Source organism: Bradyrhizobium sp. S3.2.6, from assembly GCF_040546885.1.
GTDB classification, from domain to species: Bacteria; Pseudomonadota; Alphaproteobacteria; order Rhizobiales; family Xanthobacteraceae; genus Bradyrhizobium; species Bradyrhizobium cytisi.
The window spans coordinates 37568-59804 of sequence record NZ_JBEPOS010000023.1 but is presented as its reverse complement, the minus strand read 5'-3'; the positions used below and the strand labels follow the sequence as shown (position 1 = coordinate 59804).

The window sequence follows — 22237 nt, the reverse complement described above, 5'->3', positions numbered from 1 at the left end:
TGCGCCCTCAGCGAATGACTTTGTCTGACTGGTTCTGAGGCGTGCCTGCGGCAGCCTGCATCAGCGCACGAAGGATCATGCGCCGCGCCAGCTCGATCTTGAAGTCGTTGTGGCCCTGCCCCTTCGCATCGCGCATGAGGCGCTCGGCAAAAGCACGAAACGTGGTCTCGTCCGGCCTCTCGCCCTTGAGCAGGTCTTCAGCCTCATTGTCGCGCCAGGGCTTATGCGCCACACCGCCGAGCGCGACACGTGCATCCCTCACGATTCCATCGCGCATCTCGAGGGCTGCGGCCACAGAGACCAGCGCGAACGCGTAGGACAGACGATCGCGGACCTTTAGATAGGTGTGGTTGCGGCCGAAATTAGCAGGCGACAGGATCACCGCAGTAATCAGTTCATCGGCCTGCATCGTATTGTCCTGCTTTGGATCGTCCGCAGGCAGCCGATGGAATTCCGGGAACGGGATCGTGCGAATGCCTTGCGGGCCCTCGACCTCGACCTCTGCGTCCAGTGCGGCCAAGGCGACGCACATGTCGGAGGGATGGACCGCGATGCAGCTATTGCTGGCGCCCAATATCGCATGGATGCGATTGAGGCCGCCGATGGCCGAGCAGCCGGACCCTGGTTCTCGCTTATTGCAGGGCGTCGACGTATCGTAGAAGTAATAGCATCGCGTCCTTTGCAGGAGATTTCCGCCGGTCGTTGCGGCGTTTCTCAGCTGTGGCGACGCCCCGGCGAGAATGGCGCTGGCAAGCAAGGGATATCGTTTCGCAATCCGTGCGTCCCAGGCGAGAGCGGTATTAGTGACCAAGGCACCGATTCTCAGACCGCCGCTCTCTCTTTCCGAGATGTCCTTGAGCGGAAGCCGATTGATGTCGACCACCCGGCGAGGCTTCATGACATCGTATTTCATGAGATCGACGAGGTTGGTACCGCCGGCGAGGGCCCGGGTGCCGGGCGACGAAAGCGCCGTTACGGCCTCGGCGACCGAGTTTGCCCTGATATAGTCGAACCGGATCATTCAGCAGCCTCCCGGCCAGCATTTTGCCGATCCAGAACCGTCTCGATCGCATCGGCGATGTTGGTATAGGCCCCGCAACGGCAGAGGTTGCCGCTCATCAGCTCTCGGATGTCTTCGCGCGTATGGACACGTCCCTCATGCAACAATGCAACACCCGAGCAGAGCTGGCCGGGCGTGCAGTAACCGCACTGAAACGCGTCGTGCTCGATGAACGCAGCTTGCAAGGGATGAAGCTCTCCTCCCTCGGCCAAGCCCTCCACGGTGGTAATCGCGGCCCCATCGCGGGAGACGACCAACGCCAGGCAGGAGTTGATCCGCTCGCCGTCCACCAGCACCGTACACGCGCCACACTGCCCTTGATCGCAGCCCTTCTTCGACCCAGTGAGGTGCAGGCGTTCGCGAAGAACATCCAGCAAAGTCTCCCACGGTGCCACCGCGATGTCGTGGCGGACGCCGTTAACGGTCAAGGCGATCTCAATTTTCGGAGTGTCCATCTTGGTCACAAGCGCTCTCGCTTCGGTCTCAGCTCTTAAACCACGATCCGGAGAACAGTTCCTGTTTGACGGCAAAGGCCGCTTCCATGGAACCTGGCATTGCTCGCCGCAAACTTTGCTGCGGCGCGAGGCAAGTCCGCTGGAGCAAGACTACTTGGGATAAGGCTGCTTGAGATCCTTGCCAGGATTCTCCAGACGCCCTGTCCGTGCGAGATCTACCGCCGCTCCAAGGGCACGAGCCACGTTCAAGACCTCTTCCTGAAAATTCCGGTCCTCGTCGAATTCCTCGTGCGATGTGGCATAAGGCTTCATGTACCCGACATAGCCGTCGCTCTCGGCCAGCCCGCCTGCAGAAATCAGCTCCATGTCCGTCAGCCAGTCTACGAGCGAACGGCGCACTGTCTCGGCGCCGATGCTGTCGCCATGTGCCACGATACCGAAATGGCGTCCCTTCAGATGGCGGGGATAGGGCCAACCCTTCAATTCCAGTTCCTTGGCTTCAACCGCGGACTTGCCGTGGGTTGACGTCGGATCCGGATTGCCGCCATCAGCGCAGACGAGACGGTCGATCATCGCCTTGAGGACGGTCGGCGCGTGGTACCAATTGACCGGCGCGATGATCATGATGCCATGCGCCGCGACCCACAGCGGATAGATTTCATTCATCCAGTCGTCCGTCTGCCCGAGAGAGTAGTTGGGGTAACAGCTGCAGGGCCAATGACAGAGCGCCATGGAAGTCGAGACGCATGATTTGCAGGGATGGATTTGCCTGCCGTATTCCGAAGTCAGGCGTGACAGGTCGAGGATATCGACATCGAACCCCATTTCGTAAAAACAAGGCTCGGCGAGCTTCACCATGCGCCAGCTCTTCGACATTTCGCCCGGGCAGGTATGTTCACTGCGAGACGAGCCGTTGACGATGAGAATTCGAGCTCTTTGAGCCGGATCATCATGACGGCGACGTGCGTCATCGATTGCTTCTTTGGCTCTGATCCAGTCAGTAGCCAGATCATAGTCCGGATCTGCGTAACCCGGACCGGCCTTGCGCGTATGCGGTGATTTGCGCGAATTTGAATAACTGTCCCACGCTGCGTCGAGAAGTGCAGCAATTTCGGCCTGAAGGTGATCGAAGGCGGGATCGGCGAGACGGGAGCGGAATCGCTTCTCGAATGTCTGCCGGTCGAGTTTGGTGGGCGGCATTCCCTTGCGGACGTCGATCGCCAAGACAATCTCCTCTTCGATTTAGGCGGCGCCGCCGGGACCGCTTCAACCCGGCAGGATGGTCCGGTTGGGCTGGTCAGTGGTACCGGCAGCCTCGTCTTCGGCTCCGAGTTCGGCCTTCGCGGCCCGCCAGAACTCTTCATCTCGCCCCTCGGGCTTTCCCGCCTTTTCCCAAAGCTGATAGGCATAATTTCGGATCTGCTCTTCCAGTGCCATCATCATCTCGATTGACCGCTGAAACAACACTCGGACCGTTGGCGGGCTTCGCCACGCTGGAACGGATCAGGGCGCCATTCATTGCATGCATCGGAAGCACGGAGCGTCGTCTTGGGAAAACTGTTTCTCGCCGTCATGCCAGTCGGCCTCGCCATTCTAATCGGCGCCGCCGCGTACATCATCACGCTGCAGATTGTTTCTGCGGCGCCTGACCGGTCGCGGTTGCCGCAGAAAACGGATACCCTCTACGGCAAGCTGACGCTCGGTACCTTCGCAGGCGGCGAGATGACGCTCAAGCCTGCTCCGCGCTGCCCGCGCCTCCTCATCAGTCAAGTTGGCCATCATGGCGAAGGTCCGCATGACATGATCGATAACATTCACTCTCGCTCTCCCGTTTTCGGCAAAACGCAGGAACAAATCGGCCGTTCCTAAATTGAAACCCGAGACGAGAGCACTTCATGGGCCAGTGGCCCATTCGGGGAGCGCCACTCCGTGATACGACTGCTCGCGATCGTGCTGGCTGTCATCCTCGTCGGCGGCACCGCCACAGCTCCGGCACGCGCTGTGACGCCGCTTCAGCTAGGCAATGTTGACGTCGCCCCTCCTTCAGAGGCCGGTCTGCCTGTCTCCCTCGTTCTGTACGGTGAAAACGGCGCGCCAAGACCGCTACGGTTCTGGCTCGACGACAAACCGACCGTCTGGCTGCTCGCGGATTACACGTGCGCGACGCTCTGCGGCCCGATGATCTCGATCGTTTCAGATGCGCTTGCTCGCAGCGGCCTGCATCCAAGCGTCGATTTTCGCCTGGTCGTGGTCGGGCTGGACCCCAAGGATACGGCTGCTGACGCCGCTGCCATGAAACGGGCACGGATCGGCTCGGACGCAGTTCTTTCAGCGACGGACTTTGTGAGGGGCGACGCCGCTACAATCGGAACTTTGGCACGGGCGCTGGGATTTCGCTCCATCTACGATACCGAGCATGACCAGTACGCACATCCGGCAGCGGCGTTCGTCATCACGCCATCCGGCGATCTTGCCAGCGCGCTATCCGGCTTGGCGGTCGATCCGACGACCATTCGTCTCGCACTCATTGCCGCTGGCGAAGGCAAGACCGGCGGCTGGACCGACCATCTCCGGCTGCTCTGCTACGGTTATGATCCGGCCAGCGGGACCTATACGCTCGCGATCGGCCGCCTGCTGGCAGCCGCCGCGGCGGTGACGGTTGCCGTCCTTGTGCTGCTCATCGGGATCCTGTTTCGGCATGAGCGTCTGGCGCGAGGCATGCGCGCACCGAATTCCTTTGCTCCGCCATCTCGAACGTCCACCACAAACTGATCCCGATGAAAGCAACGGCGGGGATCAACAGAAGCCCCACGGTCAAAGGTTCAATGTGCGGTATCGCTGGCAGAATGAGAATAGCGGCTTCCAGCCACCGCATGACCAGCGTCAATCCGCACAGACCCAGCAGCCAGGTTCGATCGCCTCTCACTCGCGCGCTGAGCAAGGCAAGGAACGGAAAGACGAATTGACCGAGTGCAAGGATTCCGAGGGCGACCTGCCAGCCACTGGACGATCGCTTCAGATACCACGTTACCTCGTCAGGAAGATTTGCCGCCCAGATGACGATGTACTGCATGGCATGCAGATAGGCCCATACTAGGATCGTCGACAGCAACAATGCACCATAGCCCCGGGTGGCTCCGATACGGCGTGCCGACAACAGTGCGGCGCCGATGGCGAAGCTAATTCCAGTCAATAGGGTGAAGCACAGAAAGAGGAGCCCATAGATCGACGAGTGAAACTCCGGTTCGAGCGACTCTATCCAGTCGACGCCGGCCAATGAGACCAGCAAGGCATAGACGATCAGCCCTACGGATGCAGAACGGATCATGCGCTGACGTTCGCCCCACGTGCTCCGCTGCCAGAGCGCGAGGAGTGCGAAGATGACGAAGTAGGCCATGGACCGCAACGCAAAGAACCAGGGTGCGAGATAGACAGCCTTGAATGCCGGCAATGAGCTCGCGTCCGAGGCGGCGGGATAGAGCTCCTTCATTCCGATCAGGACCGGTGCGAACAGCAACGCCGCCACGGGTAGCACTGCCGTTCCCGCAGCAAGGATCGTATGCAGGGCGCGCGTCCAGGCCCGTTGCACCAGATAGGTCGTCATCAGCACGCCCAGGGCGCCGATCGGGACCGCGCCGAGGCCGATCCAGGCCACGAGATAGGTCGCAAGCGTCGCGCGGCGGTCGATCACCGCTCCTGCAAGAAGAACGAGCGCGGAGATGGCAAGCACAATGATCTTAGCCGGGCGCCTCATCGAGCTTCCGACAGTTTCGCGCGCTGCTCTGGAGGCACGTCATCGATCGAAGCGTGCCGGCTCAACTGGAGCGCGCGGATATAGGCCACGATGGCCCAGCGATCGCGCGGAGGTACCCGCGCGGCGTGGGAATACATCGCACCGTAGCCATTGCTGATGACGTCGAAGAAATGCTGGTCGTCCGCCGTTCGCAGACGCTCGTCATGATAACTGGTCGGCCGCGGCATGCCGCGCTGGACGATGATGCCGTTGCCGTCGCCGCCGGCGCCATGACAGGGCGAACAGAAAATGCCGAACCGGTCCCGCCCGCGATCGAGCAGCGCCGTCGTCACCGGCTTGTTCACGGCAGCTAGATCCTGTGCAGGATCGTCTCTCGCAACGGCTCCCGGCGGCGGCTCGCGCAATGCCCCGCCTCGAAAGGCCGGTGCATAAGTGTATGCGCTGTATTTCGGCTGCGCGTCCATGTTCTGCTCACAGCCAGCAAGTACGATCGCGGAGACTGCAAGGATGACAGCCACCTGCCTCATAGCGCCGTGAACTCCACCGATTTGGCTCCGATCTGCCTAAGGAAGCTACCGATTTCCGTCTCGTCAAACCTTCCGTCGTCATCAGCGATGCAGAGAAAAAAGCGGTCCTTGCTGGCAAGATGAAACCGCTTGGCATCAAACAGCGGATGATTCAGCCGCGGCAGCCCGTTCTGCCACAGCATCGCCGCGATCATCGACAACGCTGAGAACAGGATCGTCAATTCGAACATCACGACGGCAAACGCCGACAAGGCGTACAGCGGCCGCCCACCGACGTTGATCGGGAAGTCGTAGTTGACATAGCACTGCATGAGCAGCGCGACGCTGGCACCGGTGACACCGCCGGCCAAGCCGACCCAGGAGATGTTGGGCTTCGGCAGCCTCAGGATCTGGGCCAGCCCCTCGACCGGAAAAGGCGTGAAAGCGTCGAGCCGTCGATACCCTGCCGCACGTGCTTGCTTTGCGGCCGCCTTGAGCGCCTCGGGGCTGTCGAACTCCGCCAGCAGGCCGCAGCTCTTCTCAGCCATGCTTCGTCTCCTGCTCCTCGTGCAGAAGTTCCTTGGTCTCGAAAATCGAGATAAGTGGAATAACGCGAATGGCAATGAGAAACGGGACGAGGAATAGGCCGATGGTCCCGAAATAGGTCGACCAGTCCCAGAATGTTGGCGTGAAGCTGCTCCATGACGACACCAGGAAGTCGCGATAGAGGCTCGTGACCAGGATCATATAGCGCTCCAGCCACATACCTAGCGCAACAAAGATCGAGATCAGCATCAGCGACCAACCGGTTCGCCGCGCGCTACGCCACCACAAGGCTTGCAGCGGAATGAAGTTGAAAAAGATTGCGCCCCAATAAGTCCAGGCATAGGCGCCGGTCAGCCGATCGGACAGGGTCTGCAGCTCGTGGGGCTCGCTGGAATACAAAGTATCGAAAATTTCGAAGACGTAGCCGTACGCGGTCATCAGGCCGGTCGCGAGCAGCACTACGCCCAGGAGGTCGAGATGCTCGTCGGTGACGAGATTGTTCAGTCCGAACCAGGAGCGCAGCGAGATCGCGATGATCGAGACCACCGCGAAGCCGGAGAACGCGGCGCCCAACACGAAATAAGGCGGGAAGATCGTGGAATGCCAGCCGGGAATCTGTCCAGCCGCGAACAGCAATGAAACCTCGCTGTGCACGGAGACGACGAGCGGAACGGCCAGTCCCGCCGTCAGCCGATAGACCTGCGACCAGCGCAGCCAGTGCGCCGCCGAGCCGCGCCAGCCGAGCGAGGTAATCCCGAAGAAGATCTGCCAGCTGCGTGTCGTTGCGCGGTCGCGCGCGGCGGCGAGATCAGGAATGAGGCCGGTGTACCAGAAGGCTAAGGAAACCGTGAGATAAGTGAGGACCGCCCAGATGTCCCATTCCAGCGGACTGCGAAACTGCGGCCAAACGCCCATCGTGGCGGGATACGGAAACATCCAGTACAGATACCAGGGCCGTCCGAGATGCAGCACGGGATAGATCCCCGCGCACACCACCGCCAACAGTGTCATGGTTTCGGCGAACCGGTTGAGCGAATTGCGCCATTCGCTTTGGGTCAGGAGCAGCAGCGCCGATATCAGCGTGCCGGCATGCCCAATGCCGAGCCACCAGACGTAATTGTGGATCGCAAAGGCCCAATTGACGGGGATGTTGATGCCCCAAATGCCGACCCCCCGCGTAAATAGTGCGATCACCGAGATCACAAACATCAGCAGCAGAAGCGAAGCGAACAGCATGGCAATCAGCCAGCGCCGCTCGGCCGGAAAATGCAGGGGAATGCCGGTGAGCTGGTCGGAAACACCGCCAATGCTCTGATCGGCAGGAAGGACATCGCCCGAGCGGTCGGTCATCCCTGCCCTCCGCCATTGTCGCGCCAGCGGGCGAGATAGGTCGTGCGCGGCCGCGTTCCGAGATCCTCCAGCAGCGCATAATGGCGGCCATCGCGCCGCAGACGCGACACTTCGGAATCGGGATCATTGATGTCGCCGAAGACGATGGCCTTGGTTGGGCAGGCGGCCTGGCATGCGGTGACCACCTCGCCGTCGCGCAGTGCGCGGTTTTCCTTGTCGGCGGCGGCGTGCGCGGCCTCGATCCGGTGTGTGCAATAGGTGCACTTCTCCATCACACCGCGCGAGCGGACGGTGACATCCGGATTCTGCGCAGCCTGCTCAGGCGCTTCCGGCGCGGCGCGATAGTCGTAGAAATTGAAACGGCGCACCTTGTAAGGGCAATAGCTGGAGCAGGTCCGCGTGCCGATGCAGCGGTTATAGACCATCTGATTGACGCCCTCGGGACTGTGCGTCGTTGCATGGACGGGACAACCCATCTCGCAAGGTGCCTGCTCGCAATGCATGCAGGGGACGGGTTGGAAGAAACTGCGCGGCGTCTCCGCCTCGCCGGAATAATAGCGCGCGACGCGGAGCCAGTGCATCTCGCGGCCGACCGTCACCTGGTCCTTGCCGACGACTGGAACGTTGTTCTCCGCCGTGCACGCAGCGACGCAGGCATTACAACCAATGCAGGAATCGAGGTCAATCACCATGCCCCACGCGTTTTTCGAGGACGGCCAGGACGGATAGAAGCTCTCTTGCGGTTTCGGCTGCGGCAGTGCCGGCTGGTCCGCGCTGACCTCGCGCACGAGATCGAATCCTTCCATGCGGTGGTGCAACTGGGTCACCGCCAGAGTTTCGTTGCCACCTACCTTGCGGAGACGCCCTTTTGCGATCCAGGGGTGATCGGCGGGTTGAACGCTGTAGGCGTTGTAGCCAAGGCCGTCACCGACGCGCCCTACCCGCCTGCGGCCGTATCCGAGATACAGTGCGATCGTGTTGTCGGCCTGGCCAGGCATGATCCAGGCAGGTCCCACGACTTTGCGCTCGTCGATCTCGACCTCGACGTGATCGCCGTTTGAGATTCCCATGCGCTTCGCAAAAGCGGGGCTGACGCTTACCACATTGCCCCAGGTCAAGGTCGTCAGTGGCTTTGGCAATTCCTGCAACCAGCCGATATTGGCGAAGCGGCCGTCCCAGACGGTTGGATCCAGCCGAAATACGACATCAAGACCTTCGCTTGTGTTGCTGGCTGGCATATTGGTGGTCGTCGAGGGCGTCGCGTCGACGAAGGGCGCGGCACCTTCGATGAAACCGTCATGAAGCGCCGCCCGCCAACGCGAGCCGAAATCGTTCCCGAACGCCGACTGCCATGTCGCGCGAACCGCCGCATCAGGTGCCGGATCGATCTCCCCGAGCAGCATCGCCATGACTTGATGCACGTTGCGGACGTCATAGAACGGCGTAATCGTCGGTTGCAGGATTGACGCGGTACTGTCGACCGCCCGGGCATCGCTCCAGCTCTCCAGGGAATGCGCCAGCGCAAGTTGCCATTCACAGAGCTCGCCGGTTTCGTCACGTTGCAAGCCGATATGCAGCCTCGAGGAGACCTGCTTGAGCGCGTCCGCGAATCCGAGCACACCAGGCGCCGCATAGGCCGGATTGCAATCGAGAATGATCAGCGAGCGAACCTTGCCAGCGCGCATGTCGTGCGCGAGCTCAGCAAGCGTCCCTGCGTCGGCCGGACCCATGACCGGTCGTGTGGCCTTGAGCGTGTGACCGGCGCCTTTCAGGGCATCGTTGATGCGCGCAACCCAAACCGCTGTCGCCGGGTCCCCGCACGCGCTCGACGTCACAAGGGTCCGTTCCAGAGCGGCACGGCAAGCCTTGGCGGCGCTCTCGATCCAGCCTTGCTCGGTCGACGTGAGGTCCCAGGCTTCCGCACCGGCGATGTCCAATGCACTGGCAAACGCTTCGGCAAGCCGCGCCATACGCGAGGCGTCTGCGATCAGGCGTTCGCCAGCAACCGCTCCCGTCGCCGACGGCACGCTTTCGACGGCATACAGAGCGATGCCGGGCCGATCCGCAGTCCTCCGTCGCGACGCCGCCCAGCCCCGCGCGTTGCGCACCTGATCCGGTCCCGGCCCCAACACATCATCATCGAAGCTGACGACAACGTCGCAGGCGTCCAGCACATAGTGCAGATCGAGCGCCTGACCATAAGCAGCGGTCGTGAGGGCTGCACGCGCAGTCGTGCCCGCGGGCGCGTCAAGATGGATCCTCATCTTGGGAAATTGGCTACGGAGCGCATCAAGCTGCCGCAACAGGGTCGGTGAACTGGTCGGACCAAGCAGCATCCGCAGCCCGTCGCCTTGGTCGCTTCCCCATGTCGTACGAAGGAGGGAAATAGCTGCGCCCACGTCTTTCCAGGTGACCGGCTCGCCATGCCGGGCCGGTCCCTGCGCACGATCGGGATCATAGAGGCCAAGCACGGCAGCCTGCATGAACGCATCGCTGCGCCCCCTCGTAACAGGATGCTCCGGATTGCCGTCGAGTTTTGTCGGACGGCCGGAATATGTGGTGGCAATGACCGGCTGCGCGTAGCCGTCCAAAAGCACCGCAGTCGCATAAGAACGCGGCTCGCCGATCGCGTCCCGTTCGGGCTGGTTTACATAGGGCAGCGCCGCAACGAACGGGCTCTTTTCGCATCCGGTCAGTCCCGCGAGCGCGAACGAGGCGCCCATGAGCTTGAGAAACTGACGCCGCGCGGTCGGCGCGAATTCGGCAGCGGCCGGATACTCGGCATCGATCCACGCCTGGAAAGCCGGATCATCGAAGAGCTCTTCCACGCTGGACCACTGCCGCGGCGCGGGCGGGTTCATGCGTTGCGACGAGCGGCTGGTCATCGGTGACACACATAGCAATGGGTGAGTTCGCCAAAGCGGATGCCTTCATGCGCCGCCGCCGCCTCGCCTTCGGACCGGGCGTCTGCCGCCGGTTTCCAGGCCATGTCAGTGATGTGATCCTGCGGACGCAGATTGGGCGTGGGATCGCGGTGACATTCGAGACAGAACTCCATGGTGAACGCCTCGGCGCGATAGGTCAGCGCCATCTGGTCGATGCGTCCGTGGCAGCTTTCGCAGCCGACGCCCTTGGCGATATGGACGTCGTGACGAAAGAATACGTAATCGGGAAGCTTGGCGACCCGCGTCCATGGGATCGGCTGATGGTCGGCGAGGCTTTGTCGCACCGGCTCCAGCATCGACGCGTTAGTCCAGATCTGGGAATGGCAGGTCATGCAGGTTTCCGTCGGGGGCAATCCGGCGCGCCGCGATGTCTCGACGCCGCTATGGCAATAGCGGCAGTCGATCCCGAGTTCGCCGGCATGATGCCGGTGGCTGAAGGGAACCGGCTGCGGCGGCCGAAACTCGGTCGAAGTCATGTAGCTCGATCGCGCAAAGCCGACGATTCCAACCGTTCCGCCCGCCAGGATGGAAAGCGCCGCAAGCAAGGACATTCGCAGCCAGGTGTCGGCGGCAGGAGAGAATATCTGTGCCATCCCGGCTGACCGCTCGTGAGTGCTTTGCGACGAACAATCCAGCCGATTGGGATTCGTTCCTGTTTTGGAACCCCCTTGCAGCTCTGGAATTGTCCGGAGGCGCTTGGAGGTCCGCGCCATGAAAGACACGACAGGGTTCGACTATGAGCGAACTGATATCAACGCGACCGGCATCGGCCGGATTGCGTTGGGGCTTGGATTATTCGTGATCGCCACGCCGCTGTTGATGCCGCTCGTCTTTCCGCAAGCCATGAGCCACCGCACGCCGTCCGCCCCGCCTGCGCTGAGTGCCGATGCCCCGCAGCTGGAAATAACGCCACGAAGGGATCTGCAACACCTGCGCCGAGGCGATGATGAACTGGCGCAAAGCTACGGCTGGACCGACCGCGGCCGCGGCGTCGTTCGCATTCCGGTCGCGCGAGCGATGGAGCTGCTGGCAAGGAAGGGTCTACCGGCATGGCCATCGCCCTGATGCCAACGTTCGTCATCTAGCCGGACAGTTCAATGTGGCGTCAATGGATTCCCTTTTGGCATCCCGGCATATCGCCCCATGGCGGCGACGTTGACCTTCTCTTCAGCGGTCTTCTGGTCGTCAGTTCGCTCGTGCTTGGCCTGTTGTTTTTCCTGCTGGCTCTGTTCTGCGTCCGTTACCGCGCGTCCAACCCGATCGACCGCGGCCATCAGACCAGCAAGAGCTGGCACTGGGAGGTGAGCTGGACGGCGGCTTCGCTGATCTGCTTCCTCGCCTTGTTCGTCTGGGGCGCGAGCATCTACTTCCAGATCTTCCGAACCCCGCCGGAGGAACTGTCGGTATTCGTCGTCGCCAAGCAGTGGATGTGGAAGGTTCAGCACACCGGCGGCCAATCCGAGATCAATGCGTTGCATATTCCCGTCAACCGGCCGATCCGCTTGGTGATGGCCTCGCAGGATGTCATTCACAGCTTCTTCATTCCGGCGCTGCGCGTGAAGCACGACGTGGTGCCGGGTCGCTACCAGGATCTGGAAATCATGGCGCAAGTGCCCGGGCATTATCACCTGTTCTGCGCTGAATACTGCGGCACCGAGCACTCCGGCATGAGCGGCGAGATCGTGGCGATGGAGGCTGCTGACTATGCCGCCTGGCTGGCGAGCCAGACACCATCGAGCCCTCTCGCACAAGAGGGCGGCATCCTGTTTCGCGAACTTGGCTGCAGCGGCTGTCACGGCATCGGCAGCAAGGTCCGGGCCCCACTACTCGAGGGGGTCTACGGAAAGCCGGTGCCGCTTGCCGACGGCAGCGTCGTCACCGCGGATGACAAATATATCCGCGACTCCATCCTGCTGCCCCGCAGCCAGATCGCCGCAGGCTACGAACCGTTGATGCCATCGTTCCAAGGCAAGATCGATGAGGAGCAGTTGCTGAGACTGATCGCCTACATCAAGTCGTTGGGGGGACACGGATCATGACCGACGCCAACTATCTGAACGCGGAATACAGCCTGCGATCGTGGTTTTTCACCACCGACCACAAGCGCATCGCGATCCTGTATTTCGCAAGCCTGATCCTGTTCTTCTTCATCGGCGGCGCGGCGGCAACCGCGATCCGGATCGAGCTGGCGACGCCGCAAGCCGATCTCGTCAGCTCAGACATGTACAACCGCCTGTTCACCATGCACGGCATCATCATGGTGTGGTTCTTCCTGATCCCTTCGATCCCCAACACACTCGGCAACTTCATCGTGCCCTTGATGATCGGCGCGCGCGACCTGGCCTTTCCGCGGCTCAATCTGCTGAGCTGGTATCTGTTCATGCTGGGAGGTACCGTGACGCTGTTCGCGGTTCTAGCAGGCGGGATCGATACTGGCTGGACGTTCTACACGCCCTTCTCGACGCTCTATTCGAACAGCTATGTCGCTGTTGCGGTCACCGGTGTCTTCATCTCCGGCTTCTCTTCGATCCTGACCGGACTGAACTTCATCGTGACCATCCATCGCCTGCGCGCTCCCGGCCTCACCTGGTATCGGCTGCCACTCTTCATCTGGTCGCTTTACGCCACGTCGATCATTCTCGTCCTTGCCACACCCGTTCTGGCGATGACGCTGGTCTTGATCGCCGTCGAGCGACTGCTCGGCGTCGGCATCTTTGACCCCGCCATTGGTGGCGATCCACTGCTGTTCCAACATCTGTTCTGGTTCTACTCCCATCCTGCCGTCTACATCATGATCTTGCCTGGCATGGGTGTGATCAACGAATTGATCTCCTGCTTCTCACGCAAGGCGGTGTTCGGCTACAAATTCGTGGCTTGGGCGAGCCTCGCCATCGCCGCGGTCGGCTTTCTGGTCTGGGGTCACCACATGTTTGTCAGCGGGCAATCATTGCTGGCAAGCCTTGTTTTCTCGTTCATGAGCTTCGTCGTCGCCGTGCCGTCCGCGATCAAGGTGTTCAATTGGACCGCGACGCTGCACAAGGGTTCGATCCATTTCGACGCGCCGATGCTGTATGCGCTGGCCTTCATCGGGCTATTCACGATCGGCGGCCTCACCGGCCTGTTTCTGGCCTGCCTCGCCTACGACGTGCACGCCACCGACACCTATTTTGTCGTCGCCCATTTTCACTACATCATGGTCGGCGGCATGGTGACTGCTTATTTCGGCGGACTGCATTACTGGTGGCCGAAGATCACGGGCAGGCTCTATTCCGAATACTGGGCACGCACCGCGGCCGTTCTGATCTTCTTCGGCTTCAACCTGACGTTCTTTCCGCAGTTCGTGCTCGGAGCCGAGGGCATGCCGCGCCGCTATCACGTCTATCCGCCCGAATTCCAGGTCTGGAATGTGCTCTCGTCCGGCGGGGCCACCATTCTTGCGGTCGCCTACCTGTTGCCGCTGTTCTATCTCGGCTATTCGCTGTTTTTCGGCGCCCGCGCGCCGGCCAATCCGTGGAACGCGCCCGGCTTGGAATGGCAAACGCCGTCGCCGCCGCCGGAGCATAATTTCGACCAGCAGCCGATCGTCACGCGGCCGCCCTATCAATACTCGCCCGATTTCAAAGCCGAGCCGCAAAATGCCTGAGACCAGGGCCTTCGCGCCGCAATTCGTCTCCGGTCGGCATCGCGACGAAGCGGCCGCACTCGGCATGTGGGTGTTCATCGCCACCGAGGTGCTGCTGTTCGGCGCGCTGATCTTGGGTTATTTCGTCTATCGCCATCTCCACCCCGCTGGCTTCGCCGCCGCGAGCAGCCGGACCGATCTCGTCATCGGGACCACGAATACCGCAATCCTGCTTACGTCCAGCTTTGCCGTCGCCTGGGCCGTCGAAGGCTTCTCGGCAGAGACGCGAAAATTCTGCGCGACATTGCTCACCTGCGCCATCGGGCTCGGAATTGCGTTTCTCGTCCTCAAGAGCTTCGAGTACAGGAGCGAGTATAGCGAGCATCTCGTTCCAGGCATCGACTTCAAGTTTGATCCTGTCCATGTCGACGGCGCTCAGTTGTTCTTCCTGTTCTATTTTGTCGCGACCGGACTCCATGCGCTTCACATGATGATTGGCATCGCCGTGCTCGGCGTCATGGCGCTACTCATCAATCGAACGCCGTCGGCCCGACACCGGACCGCGTTGCACAGCGCCGCACTCTACTGGCACTTCGTCGATGTCGTCTGGATCTTCCTGTTTGCCTTGGTTTACTTGCCAGGGCGAGCAGCATGACGAACTGGCCCCCTCCTCGTCATCTCGTCGGAGCATGGCTCGCCCTCCTTGCGTTGCTTGTACTGACCGTGAGCCTGGCCCATCTGCCGCTCGGCGCTTTCAACGCCGCAATTGCCATGTCGATCGGTGCTGTCAAGGCTGCGATTGTCGCAGCGATCTTCATGGAGCTTCGTCACCGCGACGCCACAACCCTCATCTTTGCCGGCGCCGGCTTGTTTTGGCTTGGTATCCTGCTCTGGCTGGGGATGATGGATTTCCTGACGCGCACCTAAAGGTCAATTGGTTCGCGCCGTCTGGGCCACGCGTTCGTTTTTAACCTGAGCTTCGCTGACGGCCGGCGCCTTGCCGAAATGATCGCGAACATAGGTCGCGACCGCGGCGATCTGGGCATCGTTTAGCTGCCACCCAAAGGCTGGCATTGCCGGCGCCGTGGGTTCGCGATCTGTCGCGGCCGTCTGCGCGCCCTGGAGGAGGACTCGAACGACACTTGTCGGATCGGCCGTTTTGACGGTAGCGGCCTCCGCAAGATTCGGGAACATATTGGGGACACCATGACCATCCCGCCGATGGCAGGCCGCGCAGAGATCCTGATAAATGGCACCGCCGGCAGCGAGCACGTCTTGATCGGCGGCGGGTGAGCCTTCTGCTGGCGCTCCCGAGACGTCCTTGAGGTACGCCGCCATTGCCTTGATATCGCTGTCGGTCAATTTTGAAGTCGAGAGCTCGATCACCTCGCCCATCAGTCCGGCAGCCGCGGCGTAAGTGTTGTGGCCGGATTCGAGGTAGGTCGCAATTTCATCTGCCGACCAGTCTCGTAGGGCACCCTGTCCGCTCGTAATATCGGGTGCGGTCCAGCCTTGCAGCGTGTAGCCCCGAAGAAATTCAGACGTTTTGTCGCCACCAAGAAAGGTCTTCGGCGTGTGGCACGCACCACAATGTGCTGGTCCCTGCACGAGATAGGCTCCGCGATTCCATTCTGCCAGCTTGGACGCATCGGGGCGGAATTCGCCGGGCGTAAAATAGAGCGCATCCCAAACGATCATCGCTGATCGCAGATTGAGCGGGAACGGCAGGCGGTTCACCACGACTGCATTATTCGCTGGCTCGATTGTGTTGAGATAGGCACGAATGTCGCTGACGTCTTGGCGTGACATCCGGCTGTAATAAGGAAACGGCATCGCCGGATAAAGCCGTGCACCATTGCGGCTGCGGCCCTGTCGTACCGCCGCATCGAACTGCTCATCGGTCCAGCTGCCGATTCCAGTTTGTTGATCCGGTGTGATGTTGGGCGCGGCAAGATATCCGAACGGCGTTTCGATGGCCCGGCCGCCGGCGAACGAATGGTCGCTGCCAGGCAAGGTGTGGCAACTGCCGCAATCGGCGGCGACGACGAGGTAGCGGCCCCGCTCGACGGCCGCAAAATCCTGCGGGCCTGCGGCACAACAGACGTTCATTCCGACGCCGAGGACGCCAAGCACCACCGCGATGGTCTGTATCCTAGCCATCGATCAACTGGCCCGGATTCTTGAGGTATCTTTTTCGGATAGCAGCAGCGGCCCAGTAGGCCAACGCCGCGACCGTGCCAGTCGGATTGTAGCCGGGGTTTTGCGGAAAAGCACTGGCGCCGGTCACGAACAGGTTCGGGACATCCCAATTCTGGAGATAGCGATTGAGCGCACTGGTCGACGGATCGGTGCCCATGATGGCGCCGCCACACAGGTGAGTGGTCTGATATTTGGTAATGTCATAGGGGCCCTTGCGGTATTCCTTGACGACCTGTCTCGCGCCCATGGCTTGGAAGATTTCGGCGAACCTGTCGGTCAGGAATTTGTTCTGCTTGATCTCGTTGTCGTGGAAATCCATCGTGATGCGCACGAGGGGGCGACCGAAGCGGTCCTTGTAGGACGTATCGAGATCCAGGTAGACGTCGCGATAGCTGTACATGCTGCCGTGGACGCCGGTGCCGGGCTTCAACGCACTCTGGTAGTTGTCCTTGACCGCCTTTTTCCATTGCGCGCCCCAGCGCGGAGTTCCGGGCGGAACGGGGGCGGTCTCGATCGGCCGGCCGTTGGTCTGCACCTGTCCGATGTAACCGCCACCGACAAATCCATGTGGACCATGATCGAAATTGTCGCCGTTGAACTCGTCGATGCACGTTCCGATCGCGCCGGACGCGATGAACGGATTGAAAACGAATTTGGCGGGGTCGAAAAAGCTCACGACATCGGAGGTCGTCTGGTGCGTGAAATTGCGACCGACGACGCCGGAATTGGCATTGGGATCATAGGGCTTGCCGATCCCCGACAACAGGAGAAGTTGAACATTGAAGATCGTATAGGCCGACAGGATGACGAGTTCGGCAGGTTGCTCCCACTCATTGCCGTCCGTATCGACGAAGGTGACGCCAGTCGCACGCTTGCCTGATGCGTCGAGATTGATGCGCGTCACCTCGCTGTTGTCGCGGGCCGAGAAGTTCGGCTTGCGCAGCAGCGCAGGCAGGATCGTGGTTTGCGGCGTCGCCTTGGAGTAGTTGCCGCACCCAAACCATTCGCAGAAGCCACAATAGGTGCAGGGTCCCAGGCGAATGCCAAGCGGATTCTGGTAGGCACGCGACATGTTTCCGGATGGTTGGGGAAACGGCTTGTACCCGAGGCCGCGCGCGGCTTTTGCAAACAGGGTGGCCCCGAACGGCTGCTCCTGCGGGGGATTTGGATAGGCGCGAGAACGCGGTCCCTCGAACGGATTGCCGCCGTCAAGAATCTGCCCCTTGATGTTGCCTGCTTGTCCCGACGTACCGCAGAGATATTCGAACCGATCGTAATGCGGCTCGAGATCGTCGTAGGTGACACCCCAATCCTGGATCGTCATATCGCCCGGGAGGAAGCCGGCGCCGTAGCGCTCAGTCAGGTGCGTGCGCGCGACGAAATCCGAGGGGAGGAAGCGCCAGGTCTCGGCATTCCAGTGCACCCCACCGCCCCCTACGCCATTTGGAGGCATGAATGCGCCCCAGGAGCGGATCGGCAGCGCCGTCTGGTTCATCTTGTTGCGAAACGTAAATGTCGTCTGCTCCGGGCGGAGGAACAGCTCGTGGCGAATCCGATACCGTAACTCGTCAGCTGCATAGCCCGGTGGATGATCCGTTGCCGTGTTGCGCCAAGGCCCGCGCTCGATCGCCGACACAGCGAGACCAGCCTCGGCGAGTTCGTACGCCATGATGGATCCGGTCCATCCCAGCCCGATTATCACGACGTCCGTGGCCGGCAGTTTTCGCGGCATGGCGACACTCAGGATTTGTGCGGCGTCCAGTCTGCACGCCCGGCTATGCTGACTGGAGGATGAGGATAGCGTTCGTTGTGACGGCCAACCCAATCGCGGTAGTCATAGCGGATGCCGGGAAACCCGATCATCCTCCAACCGACCATGTCGCGATTGCCGCCGTGAATGGGATCGGAGAAGAACCCCTCGGGTACATCCTTCAACACGGCATCGAAGAAGCCTTGCGCGTCGACGCCGTCGAACTTGATCTCTCCTGCTTCGAGTTTCTTCAGCGTGTTGTCCTGCTGGTCAGCCGAGAGCTGGTCGAAGGCTTGCCCCAAAGACACCTTGCAGTACCGGTCGAGTGCAGCAAGGCCCTTCCGATAGAGCTCTGCCGGCGTGAGTTCCGATTGCGGTCCCTGCTCCTTCGTACCCTTGAGGTACGGTCCAAACTGATACAGTCCCGCGGCCGAGCCGTAGGGTCCCTTCAATTGCCGATCGATGAAGACAGCACAGCCGGCGTCTTTGCCGCCTGGCGTATCGGAATCCGGCGGAATAATGCGATCGGCCAAGGCTTCGACGACCCGCGCCTCGTTTGCCGTGAAGAACTGCCAAGGGCCCGGCCGCGCGTCGTTCGGGGCAGAGGAGGGAAAAGGCGACCACGGCATATGATCACGAACGACCGAAGCACGAGTCAGCGACGTCGAGCCCGCAAACCAGAAAGCGGCCGAGATCAGAAATGAACGACGATTGACCATGACAGCGCCCGATGACGCCTGTGAACGCAAACGGAAGCGGGTTAGTTCCTGGAAATGGACCAATCGTGCCACGGTCGCTCGGCCGCCGGGCATCCTGCGACGAGACGCCTGACACCCGGATTAGGCTTTCAGCTGCTCCGGTTTTGTCGGCTTTTCCTCGGCATCCACGACCGCTTCGACCAAGGCGGGTTTGCTCGAGTCCAGCGCGGCTCGAATAGCCGGCTTGATCTCGTCTGGCGTCACGCAGCGGAACGCATCGGCGCCACAGGCTTTCGCAAAGCTCACGAAATCAATCGGCGCCAGCCCGCAGCCGAACTCCGGATTACCGATCTCGCGCTGCTCGAACATGACCTCCGCGAGACTGTTATTCTTGAGCAGGATGAACTTGACCGGGAGACCTTGCGCGACTGCGGTTGAAAGTTCGGCCATCAGCATGGCAAAGCCGCCATCGCCGACGACGGCCACCGACTGCCGCTTCGGCCATGCCAGTTGTGCCGCGATTGCGAATGGCAGGCCTGGCGCCATGCTGGCCAGCATGCCGGTGCCCGTCAGGCGCTGGTTTTCACGAAGGCGAAGACAACGCGCCGCAAAATGGGTGTTGGCGCCGCAGTCGAGTGAGATGATGGCGTCGTCCGCCAAGAGGTCACTCAACGCGCGCACCACCATCTGCGGACGCAGAGGCGCGCGCCGGTCCATCTCAATCTTCTCGAGCATGCCGTTCCAGTCGGACATGCGCTGCTGCGCCTCGATCAGGAACGACCGGTCGCTGTTGCGGCGCAGCGACGGCAACATTGCTCCGAGGGTGGCCTTGACGTCCGCCACGAGCCCGACCTCGACCGGATAGCGCAGGCCGACGCGGTCGGCCTTGAGATCGATCTGGATCCCGCGCGCCTGTCCCGGACGCGGGTAGTATTCCTCCCACGGCATGGTCGACCCAAGGATCAGCACGGTCTCGCAATTCTTCATTGCCCAGGATGATGGTGCTGTGCCGAGGTCACCGATGCCGCCGGTCGTCAGCGGTGAATCGTCGGCGAGCACGGCCTTGCCAAGCAGCGACTTGGCGACGGGAGCGCCCAGGACATCGGCGAGCTGCGTGACTTCCTCACGCGCATGCAGCGCGCCCTGCCCCGCCAGAATGGCAATGCGACGCCCGGAATTCAGGACTTCCGCCGCCGCGCGGATTTGATCTTCCGGGGCCGGCGCGAGCGGAACCGTCCAGGATGACGAGGTGCGGGCGCCTGGATTTCGCATTGATCTCCGGTCCGCGGAGCGTTTCACCATCTGCACGTCCTTCGAGACGGCCAGATGCGCGACGCCGCGATCGCCGAACGCCGCCCGGCAGGCCCGGTTGCCGACGATGACCGCATGCTCCGGCCCGCTGACCGCCTCATTGTACAGCGCCACGCCCTGCATCAGCCTGACGGTATCCACGCTCTGCTGATAACGGACACCCGTGAGATCGTGGAAAGTCAGGCCGGTGAACGCCACGACTGGTGCGCCATCGAAGGCGGCGTCGTAGAGACCATTGAGCAAATGGATCGCACCGGGTCCGGTCGTGCCGACACAGACGCCAAGCCGGCCGGTGTGCTTGGCAAAGCCCGACGCCATGAAGGCCGCAGCTTCTTCATGCCGCACGCCGACATAGCGAATGCGGTCGGAGCGCTTGCGCAACGCCTCGACGATGGAGTTGATGCCGTCTCCAACAATGCCGAAGGCGTGCGTTGCGCCCCAGGCGATCAGGGTCTCGACCAGAATGTCGGCTGTCGTCTCCTCGTCACCAAATTCCGGCGCGGGCTGCGACGATACCGAAGGCTTCGTGTCTGTTGGGGGAGCGTCCATGGCAGGACTCGCCGCAGTGCCTGCGAGCGCGAGCCCCGTCGCGGCGCCGGAAATGAAGTCTCGTCGATCCAGATCGAAAATGCCCGGCATGCCGTCACTCCTGGAGTTGAAATGGAAGCTTCGCTGGCCCAGCAAACCGCCTTGAAAGCTTCGGGTTGCAATTTCGCAGCAGGGCCGATGCCACGCCTTCGTGAGTTTGGAACTGCGGACGGTTGCGGGCGTTCGCCCGAGAGGAGCAGGCTATGAACCCTCCAGGTAACTCTCCGACCCGGCGAACTCTCCTGGCGTCTGTGGCCGCTCTGGGCCTTACCGCAGCCAGCGCTCAGGAAAGGAGCGAGCCCGTGATGAACAGCAACGGGGCCCCGATTGCAGGCCCGCGCAACCCGGAGCGAGAGCAGGAAAATCCTGACATCCTGCGTCCGCCCTCGACAGATCACGGCTCAATGCCCAATCTGCGGTTCTCGTTTGCGGACGCTCATATGAAGATGCGCGAAGGTGGCTGGTCCCGCGAGGTCACACAGCGCGAACTGCCGATTTCGACCACGATGGCGGGCGTCAACATGCGCTTGACGTCGGGTGGCGTCCGAGAGCTTCATTGGCACAAACAAGCCGAATGGTCGTTCATGCTGGCCGGAAGGGCGCGTATTACGGCGGTCGACAATGACGGCCACAACTTCGTTGCCGATGTCGGCCCTGGTGACCTCTGGTATTTTCCGGCTGGCATCCCGCATTCGATTCAAGGGCTGCCGGACGACGGTTGCGAATTCCTGCTGGCGTTTCCTGACGGCGAGTTCTCGGAGGACAGTACGTTTGCGATCACGGACCTGTTCACCCACAACGACCGCAGCACGCTGGCGAAAAATCTCGGCATTGGCATCAATGCGCTCGATCGTATCCCGAAGGAGGAGCTGTTCATCTTTCAAGCCGAGCCACCACCGCAAAACCTGTCGGCCGACGCGGTTCGCAATCGCCTGCGCGAGGTGCCGTCAGACATGGTCTTCAGGCTCATGCAACAGCCTGCAACGCAATCCCCGGGCGGTAACGTTAGAATAGCCGACACCCGCAATTTCCCTATTTCCACCGACGTCGCCGCGGCCCTAGTCGAGGTCAATCCGGGTCACATGCGGGAGCTGCATTGGCACCCGAATGCCGACGAGTGGCAATATTACATATCAGGCAAGGCGAGAATGACTGTGTTTGCTGCCGAGGCTCGCGCTCGCACGTTCGACTACCGGGCAGGCGACGTCGGATACGTGCCGATGTCGATGAGCCATTTCGTCGAGAATGCCGGCAGCGAGCCGCTACGCTTTCTCGAATTGTTCAAGGCGCCACGTTTCATGGACGTGTCGCTGGCACAATGGATGGCGCTCACGCCGCCGGAGCTGGTTCATGCACATCTGAAGATCGACCGCGCCGTTTTGGACCAGTTACGTAAGGACAAGCAGCCCGTCGTGTAGGGCTACGCTTGGAAGCTCCTTCTGTTTTCTCACCA

General features: G+C 61.4%; 22 protein-coding genes. 8 read left to right on the top strand and 14 right to left on the bottom strand.

What is annotated here, in order from left to right; genetic code table 11:
* Nucleotides 1–7: 7 nt before the first annotated feature.
* The 4 genes from ABID58_RS30260 to ABID58_RS30245 all read right to left on the bottom strand — a co-directional run bounded on the left by ABID58_RS30260 (nt 8) and on the right by ABID58_RS30245 (nt 2958).
* Entirely contained in the window at nt 8–1021 is a 1014-nt protein-coding gene (locus tag ABID58_RS30260; RefSeq protein ID WP_354036499.1) for an FAD binding domain-containing protein, read from the bottom strand.
* Entirely contained in the window at nt 1018–1515 is a 498-nt protein-coding gene (locus ABID58_RS30255; protein ID WP_148752623.1) for a (2Fe-2S)-binding protein, read from the bottom strand. Before ABID58_RS30255 ends, ABID58_RS30260 begins: the two co-directional genes overlap by 4 nt.
* A 150-nt stretch (nt 1516–1665) precedes the next feature.
* Nucleotides 1666–2715: a flavodoxin family protein gene (locus tag ABID58_RS30250; RefSeq protein ID WP_354036569.1), complete on the bottom strand. Its 1050-nt coding sequence runs from the start codon at nt 2713–2715 to the stop codon at nt 1666–1668.
* A 66-nt stretch (nt 2716–2781) separates the two neighbouring features.
* Nucleotides 2782–2958: a DUF2934 domain-containing protein gene (locus tag ABID58_RS30245; RefSeq protein WP_354036497.1), complete on the bottom strand. Its 177-nt coding sequence runs from the start codon at nt 2956–2958 to the stop codon at nt 2782–2784.
* Between the two features lie 105 nt (nt 2959–3063).
* Here ABID58_RS30245 and ABID58_RS30240 point away from each other — a divergent pair, with 105 nt between their 5' ends.
* Together ABID58_RS30240 and ABID58_RS30235 are read left to right on the top strand one after the other, a co-directional pair.
* Nucleotides 3064–3384, top strand: coding sequence for a hypothetical protein (locus ABID58_RS30240; RefSeq protein ID WP_148752495.1), 321 nt, complete (start codon nt 3064–3066; stop codon nt 3382–3384).
* A gap of 81 nt (nt 3385–3465) precedes the next feature.
* A complete protein-coding gene (locus ABID58_RS30235) occupies nt 3466–4287 on the top strand; it encodes a thioredoxin domain-containing protein (protein WP_354036495.1) in 822 nt (273 codons plus the stop codon).
* Here the strand turns inward: ABID58_RS30235 and ABID58_RS30230 are convergent.
* The 6 genes from ABID58_RS30230 to ABID58_RS30205 all read right to left on the bottom strand — a co-directional run bounded on the left by ABID58_RS30230 (nt 4193) and on the right by ABID58_RS30205 (nt 11209).
* Nucleotides 4193–5269, bottom strand: coding sequence for a hypothetical protein (locus tag ABID58_RS30230; protein WP_354036494.1), 1077 nt, complete (start codon nt 5267–5269; stop codon nt 4193–4195). The genes ABID58_RS30235 and ABID58_RS30230 overlap by 95 nt on opposite strands.
* The gene (locus tag ABID58_RS30225) at nt 5266–5613 is read right to left on the bottom strand and encodes a c-type cytochrome (RefSeq protein ID WP_354036492.1); all 348 of its coding nucleotides are present in this window, start codon (nt 5611–5613) and stop codon (nt 5266–5268) included. The genes ABID58_RS30230 and ABID58_RS30225 overlap by 4 nt, the downstream gene beginning before the upstream one ends.
* Before the next feature lie 179 nt (nt 5614–5792).
* On the bottom strand, nt 5793–6323 hold the full coding sequence (locus ABID58_RS30220) for a DUF3341 domain-containing protein (protein ID WP_354036490.1): 531 nt from the start codon (nt 6321–6323) through the stop codon (nt 5793–5795).
* Nucleotides 6316–7671, bottom strand: coding sequence for an NrfD/PsrC family molybdoenzyme membrane anchor subunit (nrfD, locus tag ABID58_RS30215; RefSeq protein ID WP_354036489.1), 1356 nt, complete (start codon nt 7669–7671; stop codon nt 6316–6318). The genes ABID58_RS30220 and nrfD overlap by 8 nt, the downstream gene beginning before the upstream one ends.
* Nucleotides 7668–10556 carry a TAT-variant-translocated molybdopterin oxidoreductase gene (locus ABID58_RS30210; RefSeq protein ID WP_354036488.1) on the bottom strand — a complete coding sequence of 963 codons (2889 nt, stop codon included), beginning with the start codon at nt 10554–10556 and terminating at the stop codon, nt 7668–7670. Before ABID58_RS30210 ends, nrfD begins: the two co-directional genes overlap by 4 nt.
* Nucleotides 10553–11209, bottom strand: a complete 657-nt coding sequence (locus ABID58_RS30205) for a cytochrome c3 family protein (RefSeq protein WP_354036487.1) — start codon at nt 11207–11209, stop codon at nt 10553–10555. The genes ABID58_RS30210 and ABID58_RS30205 overlap by 4 nt, the downstream gene beginning before the upstream one ends.
* Nucleotides 11210–11312: 103 nt before the next feature.
* On the opposite strand from ABID58_RS30205, the gene ABID58_RS30200 reads away from it, so the two are divergent.
* The 5 genes from ABID58_RS30200 to ABID58_RS30180 are packed head-to-tail and all read left to right on the top strand — an operon-like array spanning nt 11313 to nt 15165.
* The gene (locus tag ABID58_RS30200; protein ID WP_354036486.1) at nt 11313–11681 is read left to right on the top strand and encodes a hypothetical protein; all 369 of its coding nucleotides are present in this window, start codon (nt 11313–11315) and stop codon (nt 11679–11681) included.
* A gap of 32 nt (nt 11682–11713) precedes the next feature.
* A complete protein-coding gene (coxB, locus tag ABID58_RS30195; protein ID WP_354036485.1) occupies nt 11714–12655 on the top strand; it encodes a cytochrome c oxidase subunit II in 942 nt (313 codons plus the stop codon).
* A complete protein-coding gene (gene ctaD / locus ABID58_RS30190) occupies nt 12652–14259 on the top strand; it encodes a cytochrome c oxidase subunit I (protein ID WP_354036484.1) in 1608 nt (535 codons plus the stop codon). Before coxB ends, ctaD begins: the two co-directional genes overlap by 4 nt.
* On the top strand, nt 14252–14893 hold the full coding sequence (locus ABID58_RS30185) for a cytochrome c oxidase subunit 3 (protein WP_354036482.1): 642 nt from the start codon (nt 14252–14254) through the stop codon (nt 14891–14893). The genes ctaD and ABID58_RS30185 overlap by 8 nt, the downstream gene beginning before the upstream one ends.
* Complete coding sequence (locus tag ABID58_RS30180; protein ID WP_354036480.1) at nt 14890–15165, top strand: cytochrome C oxidase subunit IV family protein; 276 nt, start codon at nt 14890–14892, stop codon at nt 15163–15165. Before ABID58_RS30185 ends, ABID58_RS30180 begins: the two co-directional genes overlap by 4 nt.
* Nucleotides 15166–15168: 3 nt before the next feature.
* Here ABID58_RS30180 and ABID58_RS30175 read toward each other — a convergent pair whose 3' ends face one another.
* The 4 genes from ABID58_RS30175 to ABID58_RS30160 form a co-directional block, all read right to left on the bottom strand.
* Nucleotides 15169–16398: a c-type cytochrome gene (locus tag ABID58_RS30175; protein WP_354036479.1), complete on the bottom strand. Its 1230-nt coding sequence runs from the start codon at nt 16396–16398 to the stop codon at nt 15169–15171.
* Nucleotides 16391–18169 (bottom strand): GMC family oxidoreductase, encoded by a 1779-nt coding sequence (locus ABID58_RS30170; RefSeq protein ID WP_354036478.1) that lies wholly within the window; start codon nt 18167–18169, stop codon nt 16391–16393. Before ABID58_RS30170 ends, ABID58_RS30175 begins: the two co-directional genes overlap by 8 nt.
* A gap of 8 nt (nt 18170–18177) precedes the next feature.
* The gene (locus ABID58_RS30165) at nt 18178–18906 is read right to left on the bottom strand and encodes a gluconate 2-dehydrogenase subunit 3 family protein (protein WP_354036477.1); all 729 of its coding nucleotides are present in this window, start codon (nt 18904–18906) and stop codon (nt 18178–18180) included.
* Nucleotides 18907–19026: 120 nt separating this feature from the next.
* Nucleotides 19027–20835, bottom strand: coding sequence for a thiamine pyrophosphate-dependent enzyme (locus ABID58_RS30160; RefSeq protein ID WP_354036476.1), 1809 nt, complete (start codon nt 20833–20835; stop codon nt 19027–19029).
* 152 nt (nt 20836–20987) lie between these two features.
* On the opposite strand from ABID58_RS30160, the gene ABID58_RS30155 reads away from it, so the two are divergent.
* Nucleotides 20988–22202 carry an oxalate decarboxylase family bicupin gene (locus ABID58_RS30155; RefSeq protein WP_354036475.1) on the top strand — a complete coding sequence of 405 codons (1215 nt, stop codon included), beginning with the start codon at nt 20988–20990 and terminating at the stop codon, nt 22200–22202.
* The last annotated feature ends 35 nt before the right edge of the window (nt 22203–22237 follow it).